Origin of the sequence: Mycolicibacter terrae (assembly GCF_010727125.1) — a bacterium.
Taxonomy (GTDB): domain Bacteria; phylum Actinomycetota; class Actinomycetes; order Mycobacteriales; family Mycobacteriaceae; genus Mycobacterium; species Mycobacterium terrae.
In genome coordinates, this window is sequence record NZ_AP022564.1 from 1,893,867 (window position 1) to 1,908,163 (window position 14,297).

14 protein-coding genes are annotated in these 14,297 nt (G+C 69.6%); 9 read left to right on the forward strand and 5 right to left on the reverse strand.

The features are described from left to right. The first annotated feature begins 5 nt into the window (after window positions 1–5). Window positions 6–1,601 carry a PPE family protein gene (locus G6N23_RS09270; protein WP_085259543.1) on the forward strand — a complete coding sequence of 532 codons (1,596 nt, stop codon included), beginning with the start codon at window positions 6–8 and terminating at the stop codon, window positions 1,599–1,601. Here G6N23_RS09270 and G6N23_RS09275 read toward each other — a convergent pair. Further along, window positions 1,598–2,578 carry a quinone oxidoreductase family protein gene (locus G6N23_RS09275; RefSeq protein ID WP_085259620.1) on the reverse strand — a complete coding sequence of 327 codons (981 nt, stop codon included), beginning with the start codon at window positions 2,576–2,578 and terminating at the stop codon, window positions 1,598–1,600. The two genes, G6N23_RS09270 and G6N23_RS09275, sit on opposite strands and share 4 nt — an antisense overlap. Before the next feature lie 31 nt (window positions 2,579–2,609). Here G6N23_RS09275 and G6N23_RS09280 point away from each other — a divergent pair, with 31 nt between their 5' ends. Next, the gene (locus G6N23_RS09280) at window positions 2,610–3,308 is read left to right on the forward strand and encodes a DcsG N-terminal domain-containing protein (protein WP_085259542.1); all 699 of its coding nucleotides are present in this window, start codon (window positions 2,610–2,612) and stop codon (window positions 3,306–3,308) included. Here G6N23_RS09280 and G6N23_RS09285 read toward each other — a convergent pair. From G6N23_RS09285 to mptB, 4 genes are read right to left on the reverse strand one after another with little or no spacing between them, the layout of a single operon-like run. Then, on the reverse strand, window positions 3,264–4,214 hold the full coding sequence (locus tag G6N23_RS09285) for a COX15/CtaA family protein (RefSeq protein WP_085259541.1): 951 nt from the start codon (window positions 4,212–4,214) through the stop codon (window positions 3,264–3,266). The two genes, G6N23_RS09280 and G6N23_RS09285, sit on opposite strands and share 45 nt — an antisense overlap. 42 nt (window positions 4,215–4,256) lie before the next feature. Then, entirely contained in the window at window positions 4,257–5,039 is a 783-nt protein-coding gene (locus G6N23_RS09290) for an ABC transporter permease (protein ID WP_085259540.1), read from the reverse strand. Next, entirely contained in the window at window positions 5,036–5,974 is a 939-nt protein-coding gene (locus tag G6N23_RS09295; protein WP_095173893.1) for an ABC transporter ATP-binding protein, read from the reverse strand. The genes G6N23_RS09290 and G6N23_RS09295 overlap by 4 nt, the downstream gene beginning before the upstream one ends. Then, the gene (gene mptB / locus G6N23_RS09300) at window positions 5,971–7,668 is read right to left on the reverse strand and encodes a polyprenol phosphomannose-dependent alpha 1,6 mannosyltransferase MptB (RefSeq protein WP_085259539.1); all 1,698 of its coding nucleotides are present in this window, start codon (window positions 7,666–7,668) and stop codon (window positions 5,971–5,973) included. The genes G6N23_RS09295 and mptB overlap by 4 nt, the downstream gene beginning before the upstream one ends. Window positions 7,669–7,973: 305 nt before the next feature. On the opposite strand from mptB, the gene G6N23_RS09305 reads away from it, so the two are divergent. The 7 genes from G6N23_RS09305 (at window position 7,974) to G6N23_RS09335 (ending at window position 14,291) form a co-directional block, all read left to right on the forward strand. Beyond that, window positions 7,974–8,663, forward strand: a complete 690-nt coding sequence (locus G6N23_RS09305; RefSeq protein ID WP_234808496.1) for a helix-turn-helix transcriptional regulator — start codon at window positions 7,974–7,976, stop codon at window positions 8,661–8,663. A 67-nt stretch (window positions 8,664–8,730) separates the two neighbouring features. Continuing rightward, complete coding sequence (gene sufB, locus G6N23_RS09310) at window positions 8,731–10,179, forward strand: Fe-S cluster assembly protein SufB (RefSeq protein WP_085259538.1); 1,449 nt, start codon at window positions 8,731–8,733, stop codon at window positions 10,177–10,179. Next, window positions 10,179–11,372 (forward strand): Fe-S cluster assembly protein SufD, encoded by a 1,194-nt coding sequence (gene sufD / locus G6N23_RS09315; protein ID WP_085259537.1) that lies wholly within the window; start codon window positions 10,179–10,181, stop codon window positions 11,370–11,372. The genes sufB and sufD overlap by 1 nt, the downstream gene beginning before the upstream one ends. 30 nt (window positions 11,373–11,402) lie before the next feature. Then, window positions 11,403–12,188, forward strand: coding sequence for a Fe-S cluster assembly ATPase SufC (gene sufC, locus G6N23_RS09320; RefSeq protein WP_085259536.1), 786 nt, complete (start codon window positions 11,403–11,405; stop codon window positions 12,186–12,188). Between the two features lies 1 nt (window position 12,189). Further along, window positions 12,190–13,452, forward strand: a complete 1,263-nt coding sequence (locus G6N23_RS09325; RefSeq protein WP_085259535.1) for a cysteine desulfurase — start codon at window positions 12,190–12,192, stop codon at window positions 13,450–13,452. A gap of 3 nt (window positions 13,453–13,455) precedes the next feature. Beyond that, the gene (gene sufU, locus G6N23_RS09330; RefSeq protein ID WP_085259534.1) at window positions 13,456–13,953 is read left to right on the forward strand and encodes a Fe-S cluster assembly sulfur transfer protein SufU; all 498 of its coding nucleotides are present in this window, start codon (window positions 13,456–13,458) and stop codon (window positions 13,951–13,953) included. Continuing rightward, a complete protein-coding gene (locus G6N23_RS09335) occupies window positions 13,950–14,291 on the forward strand; it encodes a metal-sulfur cluster assembly factor (protein ID WP_085259533.1) in 342 nt (113 codons plus the stop codon). Before sufU ends, G6N23_RS09335 begins: the two co-directional genes overlap by 4 nt. Window positions 14,292–14,297: the final 6 nt, after the last annotated feature.

Sequence of the window (14,297 nt, forward strand, 5' to 3'; positions counted from 1 at the left end):
TGTGGATGGCGTCGCCGCCGGAGGTGCATTCGGCGTTGTTGAGCGCTGGGCCGGGGGCCGGGCCGCTGTTGGCGGCGGCCGGGGCGTGGTCGTCGTTGAGCGCCGAGTACACCGCGGTGGCCGAGGAGTTGGCCGTTGTGGTGGCCTCGGTGCAGACCGGGGCGTGGCAGGGGCCGAGCGCGGAGTCCTATCTGGCTGCCCACACTCCGTACCTGGCCTGGCTGAACCAAGCCGGCGTGCACACTGCGGTGGCGGCCGCACAGTGCCAGACGGCGGCGGCGGCCTACAGCGCCGCGCTGGCGGCCATGCCGACACTGCCGGAGCTGGCCGCCAACCACGCCGCCCACGGCGTCCTGGTGGCCACGAATTTCTTCGGCATCAACACCATTCCGATCGCGCTCAACGAAGCCGACTACGTCCGGATGTGGGTGCAGGCCGCCACCACGATGGCGACCTATGAGGCGGTAGCGGGTTCGGCGGTGGCCGCCGGCCCGCACACCGGTGTGGCGCCCCAGATCCAACGGCCTGCTGCGGCGTCCGATCCGCCGCCGTCGCAGAATCCCCTGCAGGGGCTGCTCGACGCGCTCGAGCCGATCCTGAAAAGCCTCGGCATCCAGGACGGCGTCACCGCGCACGACCCGATGATCTCCAACGCCCTGACCACCGCCGTCTCCCATTTCCTGCAGAACTTCGGGATCAACTGGAACCCCGCCGCCGGAACCCTCAACGGTCATGTCTACGACTACTATTCGAATGCCGCTCAACCGATCTGGTATCTGGCGCGGTCCCTGGAACTGTTCGAGGACTTCCTCAACGTGGCCCAGAACCCGTCCCAGATCATCCCTGCGCTGCAATACATCGCGGCCCTGGCCCTGTTCGACTGGCCCACCCACATCGCCCAGTTGGCCACCACGATCAGCCAGTCCCCGGCGCTGCTGGCGGCCGCCGCGGGTGCCGTGGTGGCACCTGTCGGCTCGCTGGGCGGTCTGGCCGGTCTGGCCGCGCTGGGCGCGCCGGCGCCGCCGGCGGTCGCTACCGGCGCGCCGTTGCCCCCGACGATCACCGCCGAGGTGACCAGCGCCGTGGTCGGCCCGGCCGTGGCCGCGGCACCACCCCCGCCGCCCGCGCCTCCGCCGGCGTCCGCCGCCGCAGCAACACCGGCCGCGGCGGCGACTCCGCCGCCTGCACCGGCGCCTGCCGCCACCTTCGCGTTTCCCTACCTGGTCGGCGGCGGCCCGGGAATCGACTTCGGTTCGGGGCTGGGCGCGCGGGCCGGCGCCGCCGAGGGCGCCAAAAGGAAGACGCCCGCCCCGGAGGCCGCCTCGGCGGCGGCTGCCGCGGATGCCCGGCGGTCGGCTCGGCGCCGGCGGCGCAAGACCCGGCCGGGCCACGACGACGCGACCATGCGGCTCACCGTCGGCGTGGAACCGGACTGGGGCCCGACTACGGCATCGGATCACGGTGCCGGAGAACTGGGACACACCGGCGCCGTGCGCGACGACGACCTGGGCCGCGCGGCCGGGCTTACCCGGCTGGCCGGGGCGGAATTCGCCGAGAGCCCACGGCTGCCGCTGCTGCCCGGGGGCTGGAGGACCGACTAGGGCACCAACACGATCGAACCGGTGGTCTTGCGGGCCTGCAGATCTCGGTGTGCGTCGGCCGCCTCGGCCAGCGGGTAACGCTTGCTCACCGTCACCTCGATCGTGCCGTGCGCGATCGCGTCGAACAACTCTCCTGCGCGCCAGGAGAATTCCTGCTCGGAGCGGGTGAAGTGAGCCAGGTTCGGCCGGGTCAGGTACACCGACCCCGCAGCATTGAGCCGTTGCGGGTTCACCGGCGGCACCGGTCCGCTGGCCGCACCGAACAGCGCCAGGGTGCCCCGGACGGCGAGGCTGGCCAGACTGGCGTCGAACGTCGTGGCACCTACCCCGTCGTATACCGCGGCAGCCCCGGCGCCGTCGGTCAGCTCCCGGATCCGGGCGCCGAATACGGCCGCGTCGTCCGAGCCGGGGTAGTCGAGCACCTCGACGGCACCGGCCCGCCGGGACAATTCGGCCTTCGCCGCGCTCGACACCGTGGTGATCACCCGGGCGCCGAGTGCGGTGGCCCACTGGGTCAGGATCAGCCCCACTCCGCCCGCGCCGGCGTGCAACAGGACGGTGTCGCCGCGTTGTACCGGATACACCGACTTGATCAGGTAGTGCGCTGTCAGACCTTTGAGCAGTGCGGCCGCCGCCACGTCGGAGTCGACACCCGGCGGGACCGCCGCCACCAATGTTGCCGGCGCCGTGCAGTATTGCGCGTAAGCGCCGGTTGCGGCGGCAGTCACCACGCGATCGCCCACGCTGAGCGTCGTCACCCCCGGGCCGACCTCGGCCACGGTGCCCGCCGCTTCGTTGCCGAGCACGAACGGCAATTCGGCCGGGTAGGTCCCGGAGCGGAAATAGGTGTCGATGTAGTTGACCCCGACCGCCTCGGTCCGCAGCAACACCTCGCCGGCGGCGGGGGAGGGCTGCGCTGTGTCGACGAGGTTCAACACCTCCGGGCCGCCGGTCGCGGCGACTTCCACGGCGTACATGGTGACTATCATCTCCCAATGTGAGGTCTGCATGAAGCTGGCCCGGCCCGATATCCTCCACCCGCGCATCGTGTTGGCGGGCGATCCGCGGCGCGGGGGCGATGACGGTCCGGTCGCCGCCGAGGACGCGGGCCTGATCGCCGCGCTGCGGCACCGGGGGCTGCAGGCCCACCGGTTGGCCTGGGACGACCCGGCGACCCTCGAGGCGGACCTGGTGATCCTGCGTTCGTCCGGCGGCGGTCCGGACCGGCGCACCGAATTCGCGGCGTGGACGAAGCGGGTGCGCAACCTGTTGAATCCGCCGGAAGTGGTGGCGTGGAACTCCGGCCAACGCTACCTGGCCGACTTGCAGTGTGACGGCGTGCCGACGTCGCCCGGCGGGGCGAACCGGCAGACGGCGCTGGTGTTCTTCGGCGGCGGCCGGTCGCACGCGTTCGGCGCGGCCGGTACCGACCCCGACTTCGAGCTGTGGGACGTCGGCCGCGCCGCCCTGCGCGCGGCCGCGGAGCGCCTGAGTATCCGGATCGAGGAGCTGCTCTATGCCCGCGCCGAGGTGGCCGAAACTGCCGCGGGCGCGCGACTGGTCAGCCTGGATCTTGTTGCGCCGCAGCTGGGTTGGGCTGATATTGACGCCAGCGAACGTGACCGGGCGCAGCGTCGATTCGCCCTCGAGGTCGCCGCGGCGTTAGAGCGGCTCGGGTTCGGCCCGCTCGCGCAGCGACGCCCATAGCGCCGCGGTCGCGGCGGTGACCACCACCGCGCCCGCTACGTGCAGGGTGACCAGTACGGCGGGCACCCCGGTGAAATATTGGACGACGCCGATCAGTCCCTGCCCGAGGCTCAGGGCGATGACCACCACCAGCCGACGGGTCACCGGTTTCGCCGCCCGCACCGCAGCCAGCCCGAATGCCAGACCCGCCAGCAGCCCGAGGAAAGCGATCAGCAGGGACTCGTGCAGGTGGGCCAGCGTGGCCACCTCGACCTTGAGCCGGGCCACCGTGCGGGTGGCGCTCTTGTCGCCGGCGTGCGGTCCGGCGCCGGTCACCAGGGTGCCGGTCACCAGCACCGTGGCCAGCGTGACGGCGCACAGCGCGGTCAACCGGCGCAACGGCGCCGGAACCCGGTGACGCACCACGGCCGCGTTGCCGTCGGGTTCACCGACCTTCACATACAGCAGCACCGCCAGCCAGACCATCAGCATCGAGACCAGCAGGTGCACGGCCACCGTCCACCAGGCCAGCCCGGTGCGCACCGTGATACCGCCGATCACCGCCTGGAGCACCGTGGAGGCCGGCATCAACCAGGCGTAGGCCAGCACCTCGGTGCGCCGCCGCGCCCGGAGCACCGCGAGCACCGCCAGCGCCGAGGTGATGACCACCGCGAAGGTCACCATCCGGTTGCCGAACTCGATGGCCTGATGGATGCGCGGCACCTCCGAGACCGCCACCGGGACGTAACTGCCCGGGAAGCACTGCGGCCAGGTCGGGCAGCCCAGCCCGGAGGCGGTGACGCGGACGATCGCCCCGGTCACCGAGATGAAGCCCTGGGTGAAGACGACCGCGGCGGCCAGTAGCCGCTGGGTGCGCAGGCTCGGGTCCGGCAGCAGATCCACCAGGCGGATCAGGAATCGTCCCACGGTGGGGATCGTAGAGGATCGGTAACTACATCCCGTAGTAGGTCAGCTGAACCGGAACCAGCGCACCGCGCCGACCCCGGCCAGCAGGCCCCAGACCGCCACCACGGCGATGCCGAACCAGTCGAACGACACCGCCAGAGCTTGCGCCAGCGCCTCGGTGAGCGCCCCGGACGGGGTGAGCCGGGCGAGCCAGCGGACCGCGCCGGGCACCAGGTCGGTTTCCACCGTCAGCGCCGAGAATCCGCCGAACACGAACCACATCAGGTTGGCGACGGCCAGCACGATCTCGGCCCGCAGGCTGCCACCGAGCAGCAGCCCCAACGCCGCGAAGCACGCCGTCCCCAGCCCGATGACCACCGCACCCAGGCCCAGCCCGATCAGGGTCGGCCGCCAGCCCAGGGCGACGCCGATCAATCCGAGCAGCACCGACTGCAGCAGCACCACCGTCGCCACCGACAGTGACTTGCCGGTGATGACACCCCACACCGGCAACGCCGTGGCGCCCAGTCGTTTCAGGGCTCCGTAGCGGCGGTCGAAGGCCACCGCAATTGCCTGGCCGGTGAAGGCGGTGGCGATCACGGCCAACGACATGATCACCGGCAGCAGGGTGGTGGCGCGCTGGGCATGGCCCTCGCCGAAGGGGCCCAGCGGCAGCAGCGACATCCCGACCAGCAGCGTGATCGGGATGAACATCGTCAGCAGCAACTGCTCGCCGTTGCGCAACAGCAGGGTCAGTTCCAGCCGGTACTGCGCGGCGAGCATGGCCGGCACGCTGCTGGGCCGTGGATCGGGGGTGAAGGTGCCGGGCGGAAACGAGGTGGTCATGCGCGCAGCTCCCGCCCGGTCAGCTCCAAGAACACGTCCTCCAGGCTGCGCTGCTCCACCCGCAGCTGGGTGGCCAGCACGTCGAGACGGGCGCACCAGGCCGTCACGGTCGCCAGCACCTGCGGGTCCACCGGTCCTTCGACGAGGTATTCGCCGGGCTGCACCTCGCTGGCCCGGTAGCCCTCCGGCAACGCGGCGACCAGCAGCGACAGATCCAGGCGCGGGGGTGCGGTGAACCGCACCTGCCCCTGGGCGCCGCTACGGGTCAATTCCGCGGGCGTACCGGCGGCAACCGCCGCCCCGTGGTCGATGATCAGCAGCCGGTCGGCGAGTTCCTCGGCCTCCCGCAGGTGGTGCGTGGTCAACACCACGGTCACGCCGTCGCGGCGCAGCGCGTCGATGAGCTCCCACACCAGCAGGCGCGCGTGAGCGTCCATCCCGGCGGTGGGCTCGTCGAGGAACACCAGCTCCGGGCGGCCGACCAGGGCACAGGCCAGGGCGAGCCGCTGCTGTTGCCCGCCCGAGAGCCTGCGGTAGGTGGTGCGGGCCGCGTCGGTGAGGCCCAGGGTGTCGAGCAGCCACTGCGGGTCCAGCGGGTTCGCCGAATACGACGCCACCAGCTTGAGCATCTCGCCCGCACGGGCTGCCGGGTAGCCGCCGCCGCCCTGCAGCATGACGCCGATGCGTTCCCGCAGCCGGTCGTTGTCGGCGATCGGGTCCAGCCCGAGTACTTCGATGGTGCCGGCGTCGGGGCGTACGAAGCCCTCGCACATCTCGACCGTCGTCGTCTTGCCGGCGCCGTTCGGGCCGAGCAGCGCGAATACCTCGGCGGTATGCACCTCGAGATCAAGGCCGGCGACCGCTTCGGTCGCCGAGGGGCCGGCCCCGTAACGTTTGCGCACCCCGCGCAACCGCACGGCGACAGCTGAGTTCACGGAGAATCAGCGTAAGCGTCGGCGACGGCGGCGGGCCGCGGGGTGGGGTTCGGCGGCGGCTCACCGCCCGGGCGGCCGGGCTCGGCGGGCAACTGCCGCCACGGCAGGTGCCGGTAGGTCAGCAGGAACAGCGCCAGCACCACGACGGCGCTGGCCAGGGTCGCGTCCACGATCTGGAACAACGCGAAGCGGTCGCCGTTGGCGGTCGGGCCGAAGATTCCGACCACCAGCGTCACCGCGATCACCGCGACCCTAAAGCTCGGGCGGGTCGCCCAGGCGGCGAGCGGGATGATCGCCCACAGCAGATACCACGGCTGGACCACCGGGAACAGCAACACCGTGATGCCCAGCGCGACGCCGAGCCCGCCGACCGGATGCAGCCGGCCCTGAAACACCACCAGCAGCAGCCAGAACACCATCACCGCGATGATCAGCACACCGATGCCACGCGTCAGCGAGAGCACCGCGGTGGTGTGATCACCCAGGCCCAGCAGGATTCCCACCTGGCCGGTGCCGAGCGCCAGCAGGGTCGGGGGCGACATCCAGCTGCGGACCACGTTGGCGGTGCCGAGGGTGAAGACCCAGCCGAAGCCCAGCCCACTGGCCCAACCGATCACAGCCATCACCGCCACCGCCAGGGCGCTGCTGCCGGCCCCGGCGAGCAGAAATGCCCGCAGGTCGCCGCCCCAGCGCCAGCCCAGCGCCATCGCCACGAAGCCGAGTGCCAGCAGTGACGGCAGCTTGACCTGCGACGACATCGTGATCAGTACCGCGCCGGCGAACAACTCGGCCAGCGGAATCCAGTCCCGCGGGGGTCGCCGCAGACCCGGCAGCAGCGGTTTGGCCGCGGTGACCCCGCGCAGGGCGAACTCCGTGCCGGTCAGCATCAGGCCCAGCATCAGTGCCTCGTTGTGGATACCGGCGACCAGGTGCATCAACAGCAGCGGGTTGGCCGCTCCCAGCCACAGCGCGCTGACCTCGGCCACCCCGCAGCGCGCCGCCAGACGCGGCACGGCCCACACGATCAGCCCGACGCCGACCAGGACCACCACCCGGTGGAACAACACCGCGGTGACGATGTTCTCCCCGGTCAGCGCCGAGATTCCCCGGCCGATCCACAGGAACAGCGGCCCGTAGGGAGCCGGGGTCTCCCGCCACAGGCTGGGCACCGAAAGGGTGAACACGTGGTCCAGGCCCAGGGCCGGCGCCGGGCCCACCCGGTAGGGGTCCAGGCCCAGCCGGGAGATCTGACTCTGCGCCAGGTAGGAGTAGACGTCCTTGCTGTACATCGGCGGGGCGACCAGCAACGGCAGCATCCACAGCAGCAGGGTGCGGTCGAGTTGGCTGCGCGACATCCGCCGGTTGCCCGCCGGGCGCGACGACAACGCGAAGCGGCCCAGCATCAGCCAGGCCAACGCCATCATCACCGCCCCGGTGGTGGTCATGGTCAGCGCCACCGTCTGAAGACGGGACGGCAGGTTCAGCAGCCGTACCCCGAAGGTGGGGTCCTGGATCACCGGTCGTGCCCCAGCCCCGAGCGCACCGATCGCCATCAGCACGGTGCCGCTGGCGCCGAACAGCCGGGTGCGCTGCAGGGCGACCAGTTCGGCGTGGTTGAGGGGGGCGCCGACGGTGCGCTCGTCGCCGTGCAGGTGCGCGATCGACGTGCTCAGCGAGTGCCGGCGGACTGCCATCCCAGCAGCGTAACGGCCCCCCGACGAAACCCTGCCGAACTCCTCGGGCCCCGCCCGCAGGTTGCGCGCTGTGACCAGCGCAACTGCCGTTTCGGGCCGAACTGAGGTAACCCTGCCTAGACCCGGCCGCGGAATTGCGTCACACTGGTGTTGTGAAAATAGATGCTGAGGCGAACGCCGCCACCGAATCCGCCGGGCAACGACCCGGCGGTGCGGTTTCGGCTGCGTCTCAGCCGGCGGCCGACCTCATCGGCGGCCATGACTCACCCGAGGGCCGCACCCGCCACGCGGTGGTGCGCCTGCTGATGGAATCCGGATCCATCACCGCCGGCGAGATCGGCGCCCGGTTGGGGCTCTCGGCCGCCGGGGTGCGGCGCCACCTCGACGCCCTGATCGAGATGGGTGACGCAGAGGCGCATGCGCCGGCGTCCTGGCAGCAGGTGGGCCGCGGGCGGCCGGCCAAGCGGTTCCAGCTCACCGCCGCGGGCCGGGGCAAGCTCGGCCACCGCTACGACGACCTCGCGGTGGCCGCGATGCGCCAGCTGCGCGAGATCGGCGGTGAGGACGCGGTGGTCGCGTTCGCCCGTCAGCGCATCGACACCATCCTGTCCGAGGTCGCGGCCGTCGCCGCCGGCGACGACACCGACGCCGACGAGGACCTGGAGGCGACCGCGGAACGGATCGCCGTGGCGCTGACCGAGGCCGGCTTCGCCGCCTCCACCGCACGAGTGGACGGCGGTGTGCCGGGGGTGCAGATTCTGCAGCATCATTGCCCGGTGGCCAACGTCGCCAAGGAGTTCCCGGAGCTGTGCCGGGCAGAGCGGCAGGCCATGGCCGAAGTGCTGGGCACCCACGTGCAGCGGCTGGCGACCATCGCCGACGGCGGCTACGTCTGCACCACCCATGTACCGCTGACCAACAAGACGGCCAAGTCCGGCCGGGCCGGCACGACCACCAAGGCCGGCAGGGCCGGTACCGCCGAAAAACAGCACTAGCCGCACCGATCGACCTTCGGCGCACAGCCTGCGCCGAAGCCATCACGAGCACTGAAGGAGCGTCACCATGACACTCACGCCGGAGGCCACCGCAACAGTGGCGGAGCCGAGTACCCAGGACGAGACGATCGCGTCGCTGGGCAGCTACGAATACGGTTGGGCGGACAGCGACGCCGCCGGTGCCGCCGCCCAGCGTGGCATCTCCGAGGATGTCGTGCGCGACATCTCCGCGAAGAAGAACGAGCCGGAGTGGATGCTTGAGGCCCGGCTGCGCGCGTACCGGACGTTTCTGAAAAAGCCGATGCCCAACTGGGGCGCGGATCTGTCCGGGATCGACTTCGACAACATCAAGTACTTCGTCCGGTCCACCGAGAAGCAGGCTCAGACCTGGGAAGACCTGCCCGAGGACATCCGTAACACCTACGACCGGCTGGGCATCCCGGAGGCCGAGAAGCAGCGATACATCGGCGGGGTGGCCGCCCAGTACGAGTCCGAGGTGGTTTATCACAAGATCCGCGAGGACCTGGAAGCCCAGGGCGTGATCTTCCTCGACACCGACACCGCGTTGAAAGAACACCCGGAGTTGTTCCGGGAGCACTTTGCCACCGTGATCCCGGCCGGGGACAACAAGTTCTCCGCGCTCAACACCGCCGTGTGGAGTGGCGGATCGTTCATCTACGTGCCCAAGGGGGTGCACGTGGACATTCCGCTGCAGGCCTACTTCCGGATCAACACCGAGAACATGGGCCAGTTCGAGCGCACCCTGATCATCGTCGACGAAGACGCCTATGTGCACTACATCGAGGGCTGCACCGCGCCGGTGTACTCGAGCGACTCGCTGCACTCGGCGGTGGTGGAGATCATCGTCAAGCCGCGGGGCCGGTGCCGCTACACCACCATCCAGAACTGGTCGGTCAACGTCTACAACCTGGTCACCAAGCGGGCGCGAGCCGAAGAGGGCGCCACCATGGAATGGGTCGACGGCAACATCGGCTCGAAGGTCACCATGAAGTACCCGGCGGTGTGGATGACCGGTGAGCACGCCAAGGGCGAGGTGCTCTCGGTGGCGTTCGCCGGCGAGGACCAGCACCAGGACACCGGCGCCAAGATGCTGCACCTGGCGCCCAACACGTCGTCCAACATCGTGTCGAAGTCGGTGGCGCGCAGCGGCGGCCGATCCTCCTATCGGGGCCTGGTGGAGATCCACAAGGGCGCGCACGGGGCGAAGTCGAGCGTGAAGTGTGACGCGCTGCTGGTCGACGACGTCAGTCGCAGTGACACCTACCCCTACGTCGACATCCGCGAGGACGACGTCACCGTGGGCCACGAGGCCACCGTGTCCAAGGTCAGCGAGAACCAGCTGTTCTACCTGATGAGCCGCGGCGTGACCGAGGACGAGGCGATGGCGATGGTGGTGCGCGGCTTCGTCGAGCCGATCGCCAAGGAACTGCCGATGGAGTACGCGCTGGAACTCAACAAGCTGATCCAGCTGCAGATGGAAGGGTCGGTGGGCTAGTGACTTCGACCGATCTGAGGTCCGCCTCCACGACCAACCTCACCGAGGCGGCCGAAGGCGTCAACAAGGGCGCCCAGTTCACCTCGTTCGACGTGGACGCCTTCGAGGTGCCGCACGGTCGCGACGAGGCATGGCGGTTCACCCCGCTGCGCCGGCTGCGCGGCCTGCACGACGGCTCCGCGGTCGCCGACGCATCGGCGACGATCGAGGTGTCGGCGGACGCGGCGGTGCGGACCGAGACCGTCGCGCGCGGCGACGACCGCCTGGGTGCGGCGGGTGTTCCCGCAGACCGTATTGCCGCCCAAGCCTTCTCGGCGTTCCAGGAGGCGACGGTGGTCACCGTGCCCAAGGACACGAGCGTCGAGGAGCCGATCACCATCACCGTCACCGGTCCCGGCGCGGGTGCGACGGCCTACGGGCATCTGCAGCTACGCGCCGAGGAACTGTCGCGTGCGACGGTCGTGATCGATATCAGGGGCAGCGGAACCTTCGCCGACAACGTCGAATTCGTCGTCGGTGACGCCGCGCAGCTGACCGTGGTGTGGATCGCCGACGCGGCCGCGGACCTGGTGCACGTCAGCATGCACCACGCGGCGCTGGGCAAGGATGCGGTGCTGCGCCACACCGCCGTCCAGCTGGGCGGCGAGTTGGTACGGCTGACCGGCCGGATCCGGTTCGACGGCCCGGGCGGTGACGCCGAGCTGCTCGGCCTGTACTTCGCCGATGACGGCCAGCACCTGGAATCGCGGCTACTGATCGACCACAGCCGGCCCAACTGCCGCTCCAACGTGCTCTACAAGGGTGCGCTGCAGGGCGACCCCGAGTCGGCACTGCCGGACGCTCGCACCGTCTGGGTCGGCGACGTGCTGATCCGCGCAGAAGGCGTCGGCACCGACACCTTCGAGGTGAACCGCAATCTGGTGCTGGCCGACGGCGCCCGGGCGGATTCGATCCCCAACCTGGAGATCGAGACCGGCGAGATCATCCAGGCCGGCCATGCCAGTGCGACCGGGCGCTTCGACGACCTGCAGTTGTTCTATCTGCAGGCCCGCGGCATTCCGGAGGACCAGGCCCGGCGCCTGATCGTGCGGGGTTTCTTCGGCGAGATCATCTCCAGAATCCCCGTGTCGTTCGTGCAGGAGCGCCTCACCGAAGCCGTCGAGCGTGAACTCGCGGTCACCGAGAACAAGTAACCACCAAGACATTAAGGACACGGATCACCAATGAGCACACTGGAAATCAAGGGACTGCACGTGAGTGTCTCGCCGGGCGGCGTCGGCGACGATGCAACGGCGTCGATCCCGATCCTGCACGGCGTCGACCTGACGGTGAACTCCGGTGAGACGCATGCCCTGATGGGGCCGAACGGGTCGGGCAAGTCCACCCTGTCGTACGCGATCGCCGGGCACCCCAAATACACCGTGACGTCGGGGACGATCACCCTCGACGGCCAGGACGTGCTGGAGATGACCGTGGACGAACGAGCCCGCGCCGGTCTCTTTCTGGCCATGCAGTATCCGGTCGAAGTGCCCGGGGTGTCGATGTCGAACTTCCTGCGTACCGCGGTGACCGCGATGCGCGGTGAGGCCCCGAAGCTGCGCGCCTGGATCAAGGAGCAGCGCGCGGCGTTCACCGAGCTGGACATCGATTCCGGTTTCGCCGAGCGCAATGTCAACGAAGGCTTCTCCGGCGGGGAGAAGAAGCGCCACGAGATCCTGCAGCTGAGTCTGCTCAAGCCCAAGATCGCGATTCTCGACGAGACCGACTCCGGCCTGGACGTCGACGCGCTGCGGGTGGTCAGCGAAGGGGTGAACCGTTACCAGCAGGCCGAGAACGGCGGCGTGCTGCTGATCACGCACTACACCCGCATCCTGCGTTACATCCAGCCGCAGTTCGTGCATGTCTTCGCCGGTGGGCGCATCGTCGAGTCGGGTGGTCCGGAACTCGCCAACGAGCTCGAGGAACACGGCTACGAGCGTTTCACCGAGCAGGCCTCGGCGGGAGCCTGACATGACACTGTCGGTCAGCCGTCCGGCGGCGCCGGACCTGGATGCGATTCGGGCGGACTTCCCGATCCTGAATCGCGTCATGCGCGGCGGAAACCGGCTGGCCTATCTCGATTCCGGCGCCACCTCGCAACGTCCGCTGCAGGTGCTGGACGCCGAGCGCGAGTTTCTGCTGAACTCCAACGGCGCGGTGCACCGCGGGGCGCACCAGCTGATGGAGGAGGCCACCGACGCCTACGAGGACGGCCGCTGCGCCGTCGCGCGCTTCGTCGGGGCCGACCCGGACGAACTGGTGTTCACCAAGAACGCCACCGAATCGCTGAACCTGGTGTCCTATGCGCTCGGTGACGATCGGTTCGAGGCCGCGGTCGGTCCGGGCGACGTCATCGTCACCACCGAGCTGGAGCATCATGCCAACCTGATTCCGTGGCAGGAGCTGGCGCGGCGCACCGGCGCCACACTGCGCTGGTACGGCGTGACCGACGACGGGCGGATCGACCTGGACTCGCTGAAACTCGACGAGCGTGTCAAAGTCGTTGCTTTCAGCCATCATTCGAACGTCACCGGCGCGTTGGCGCCGGTCGCCGAGCTGGTGGCGCGGGCCAGGTCGGTGGGTGCGTTCACGGTGCTGGACGCCTGCCAATCGGTGCCGCACCAGCCGGTCGACCTGCACGGACTGGATGTCGACTTCGCCGCGTTCTCCGGCCATAAGATGCTGGGCCCCAACGGAATCGGGGTTCTCTACGGCCGTCGTGAGCTGTTGGCGGCACTGCCGCCGTTCCTCACCGGTGGATCGATGATCGAGACCGTGACGATGTTGACGAGCACCTACGCACCGCCGCCGCAACGTTTCGAGGCCGGCACACCGATGACCTCGCAGGTGGTCGGGCTGGCCGCGGCCGCGCGCTACCTGGACGCGATCGGGATGGACGTCGTGGAAGCCTACGAACGCGAACTGGTGGCCGCCGCCCTGGACGGGCTCGCCGGCATCGACGGGGTGCGCATCGTCGGGCCGACGACGATGACCGACCGCGGGTCGCCGGTCTCGTTCGTGATCGACGGCGTGCACGCCCATGACGTCGGCCAGGTGCTCGACGACGACGGTGTCGCGGTGCGGGTGGGTCACCACTGCGCAATGCCGTTGCACCGCAGGTTCGATGTGGCGGCCACCGCTCGGGCGTCGTTTGCGGTGTACAACACCCACGACGAGGTCGAGCGGCTGCTGGGGGGGATCCGCCGGGCCGTGAAATTCTTCGGCGGGGCGTGAGACGTGCGACTCGAGCAGTTCTATCAGGAAGTGATCCTCGATCACTACAAGCATCCCCAGCACCGCGGCCTGCGGGAGCCGTACGGAGCCGAGGTGCACCACGTCAACCCGACCTGCGGCGATGAGCTGACCCTGCGGGTGGCGCTGTCGGGCGACGGTGAGCAGATCGCCGACGTCTCCTACGACGGGCAGGGCTGCTCGATCTCCCAGGCGGCGACCTCGGTGCTGGCCACCCAGGTGATCGGAACGACGGTGACGCAGGCTTTGACGACCTTCGACGCGTTCCACGAGATGGTGTCGTCGCGGGGGACCGTCGAGGGTGACGAGGAGGTGCTCGGCGACGGGATCGCGTTCGCCGGGGTGTCGAAGTATCCGGCGCGGGTCAAGTGCGCGCTGCTCGGCTGGATGGCGTTCAAAGACGCGTTGGCGCAGGCTCTCGCGAAGACAGCGGAACAACCACTGGCGTCCGTCAGTGCGACAACTCAGGAGATGAAGCAATGAGCGAAACCGGACCGGAGGAACTGCTCGCCGAGGTCGAGGAGTCGATGCATGATGTCATCGACCCCGAGATCGGCATCAACGTCATGGATTTGGGGCTGGTCTACGATTTGGCGATCCGCCAGGACGAGGACGGTGCCGCCGCCGTCGTGACCATGACGCTCACCTCGCCGGCCTGCCCGCTGCAGGACATGATCGCCGAGCAGGTCGAGAACGCGACGGTGGGCGCGGGCCTGGTCAAAAAGCTCGACCTGTCCTGGGTCTGGGAGCCGGCCTGGGGCCCGGACAAGATCACCGACGAGGGACGCGAGATGATGCGCGCTGTCGGCTTCACGGTCTGAGGGAGC

Excerpts from the sequence above, each read along its gene's own strand:
- G6N23_RS09270 (WP_085259543.1), top strand. The coding sequence starts at position 6 with ATGGCGTCGCCGCCGGAGGTGCATTCGGCGTTGTTGAGCGCTGGGCCG.
- G6N23_RS09275 (WP_085259620.1), bottom strand. The coding sequence starts at position 2,578 with ATGTACGCCGTGGAAGTCGCCGCGACCGGCGGCCCGGAGGTGTTGAAC.
- G6N23_RS09280 (WP_085259542.1), top strand. The coding sequence starts at position 2,610 with ATGAAGCTGGCCCGGCCCGATATCCTCCACCCGCGCATCGTGTTGGCG.
- G6N23_RS09290 (WP_085259540.1), bottom strand. The coding sequence starts at position 5,039 with ATGACCACCTCGTTTCCGCCCGGCACCTTCACCCCCGATCCACGGCCC.
- mptB (WP_085259539.1), bottom strand. The coding sequence starts at position 7,668 with ATGGCAGTCCGCCGGCACTCGCTGAGCACGTCGATCGCGCACCTGCAC.
- G6N23_RS09305 (WP_234808496.1), top strand. The coding sequence starts at position 7,974 with ATGGAATCCGGATCCATCACCGCCGGCGAGATCGGCGCCCGGTTGGGG.
- sufB (WP_085259538.1), top strand. The coding sequence starts at position 8,731 with ATGACACTCACGCCGGAGGCCACCGCAACAGTGGCGGAGCCGAGTACC.
- sufC (WP_085259536.1), top strand. The coding sequence starts at position 11,403 with ATGAGCACACTGGAAATCAAGGGACTGCACGTGAGTGTCTCGCCGGGC.
- G6N23_RS09325 (WP_085259535.1), top strand. The coding sequence starts at position 12,190 with ATGACACTGTCGGTCAGCCGTCCGGCGGCGCCGGACCTGGATGCGATT.
- G6N23_RS09335 (WP_085259533.1), top strand. The coding sequence starts at position 13,950 with ATGAGCGAAACCGGACCGGAGGAACTGCTCGCCGAGGTCGAGGAGTCG.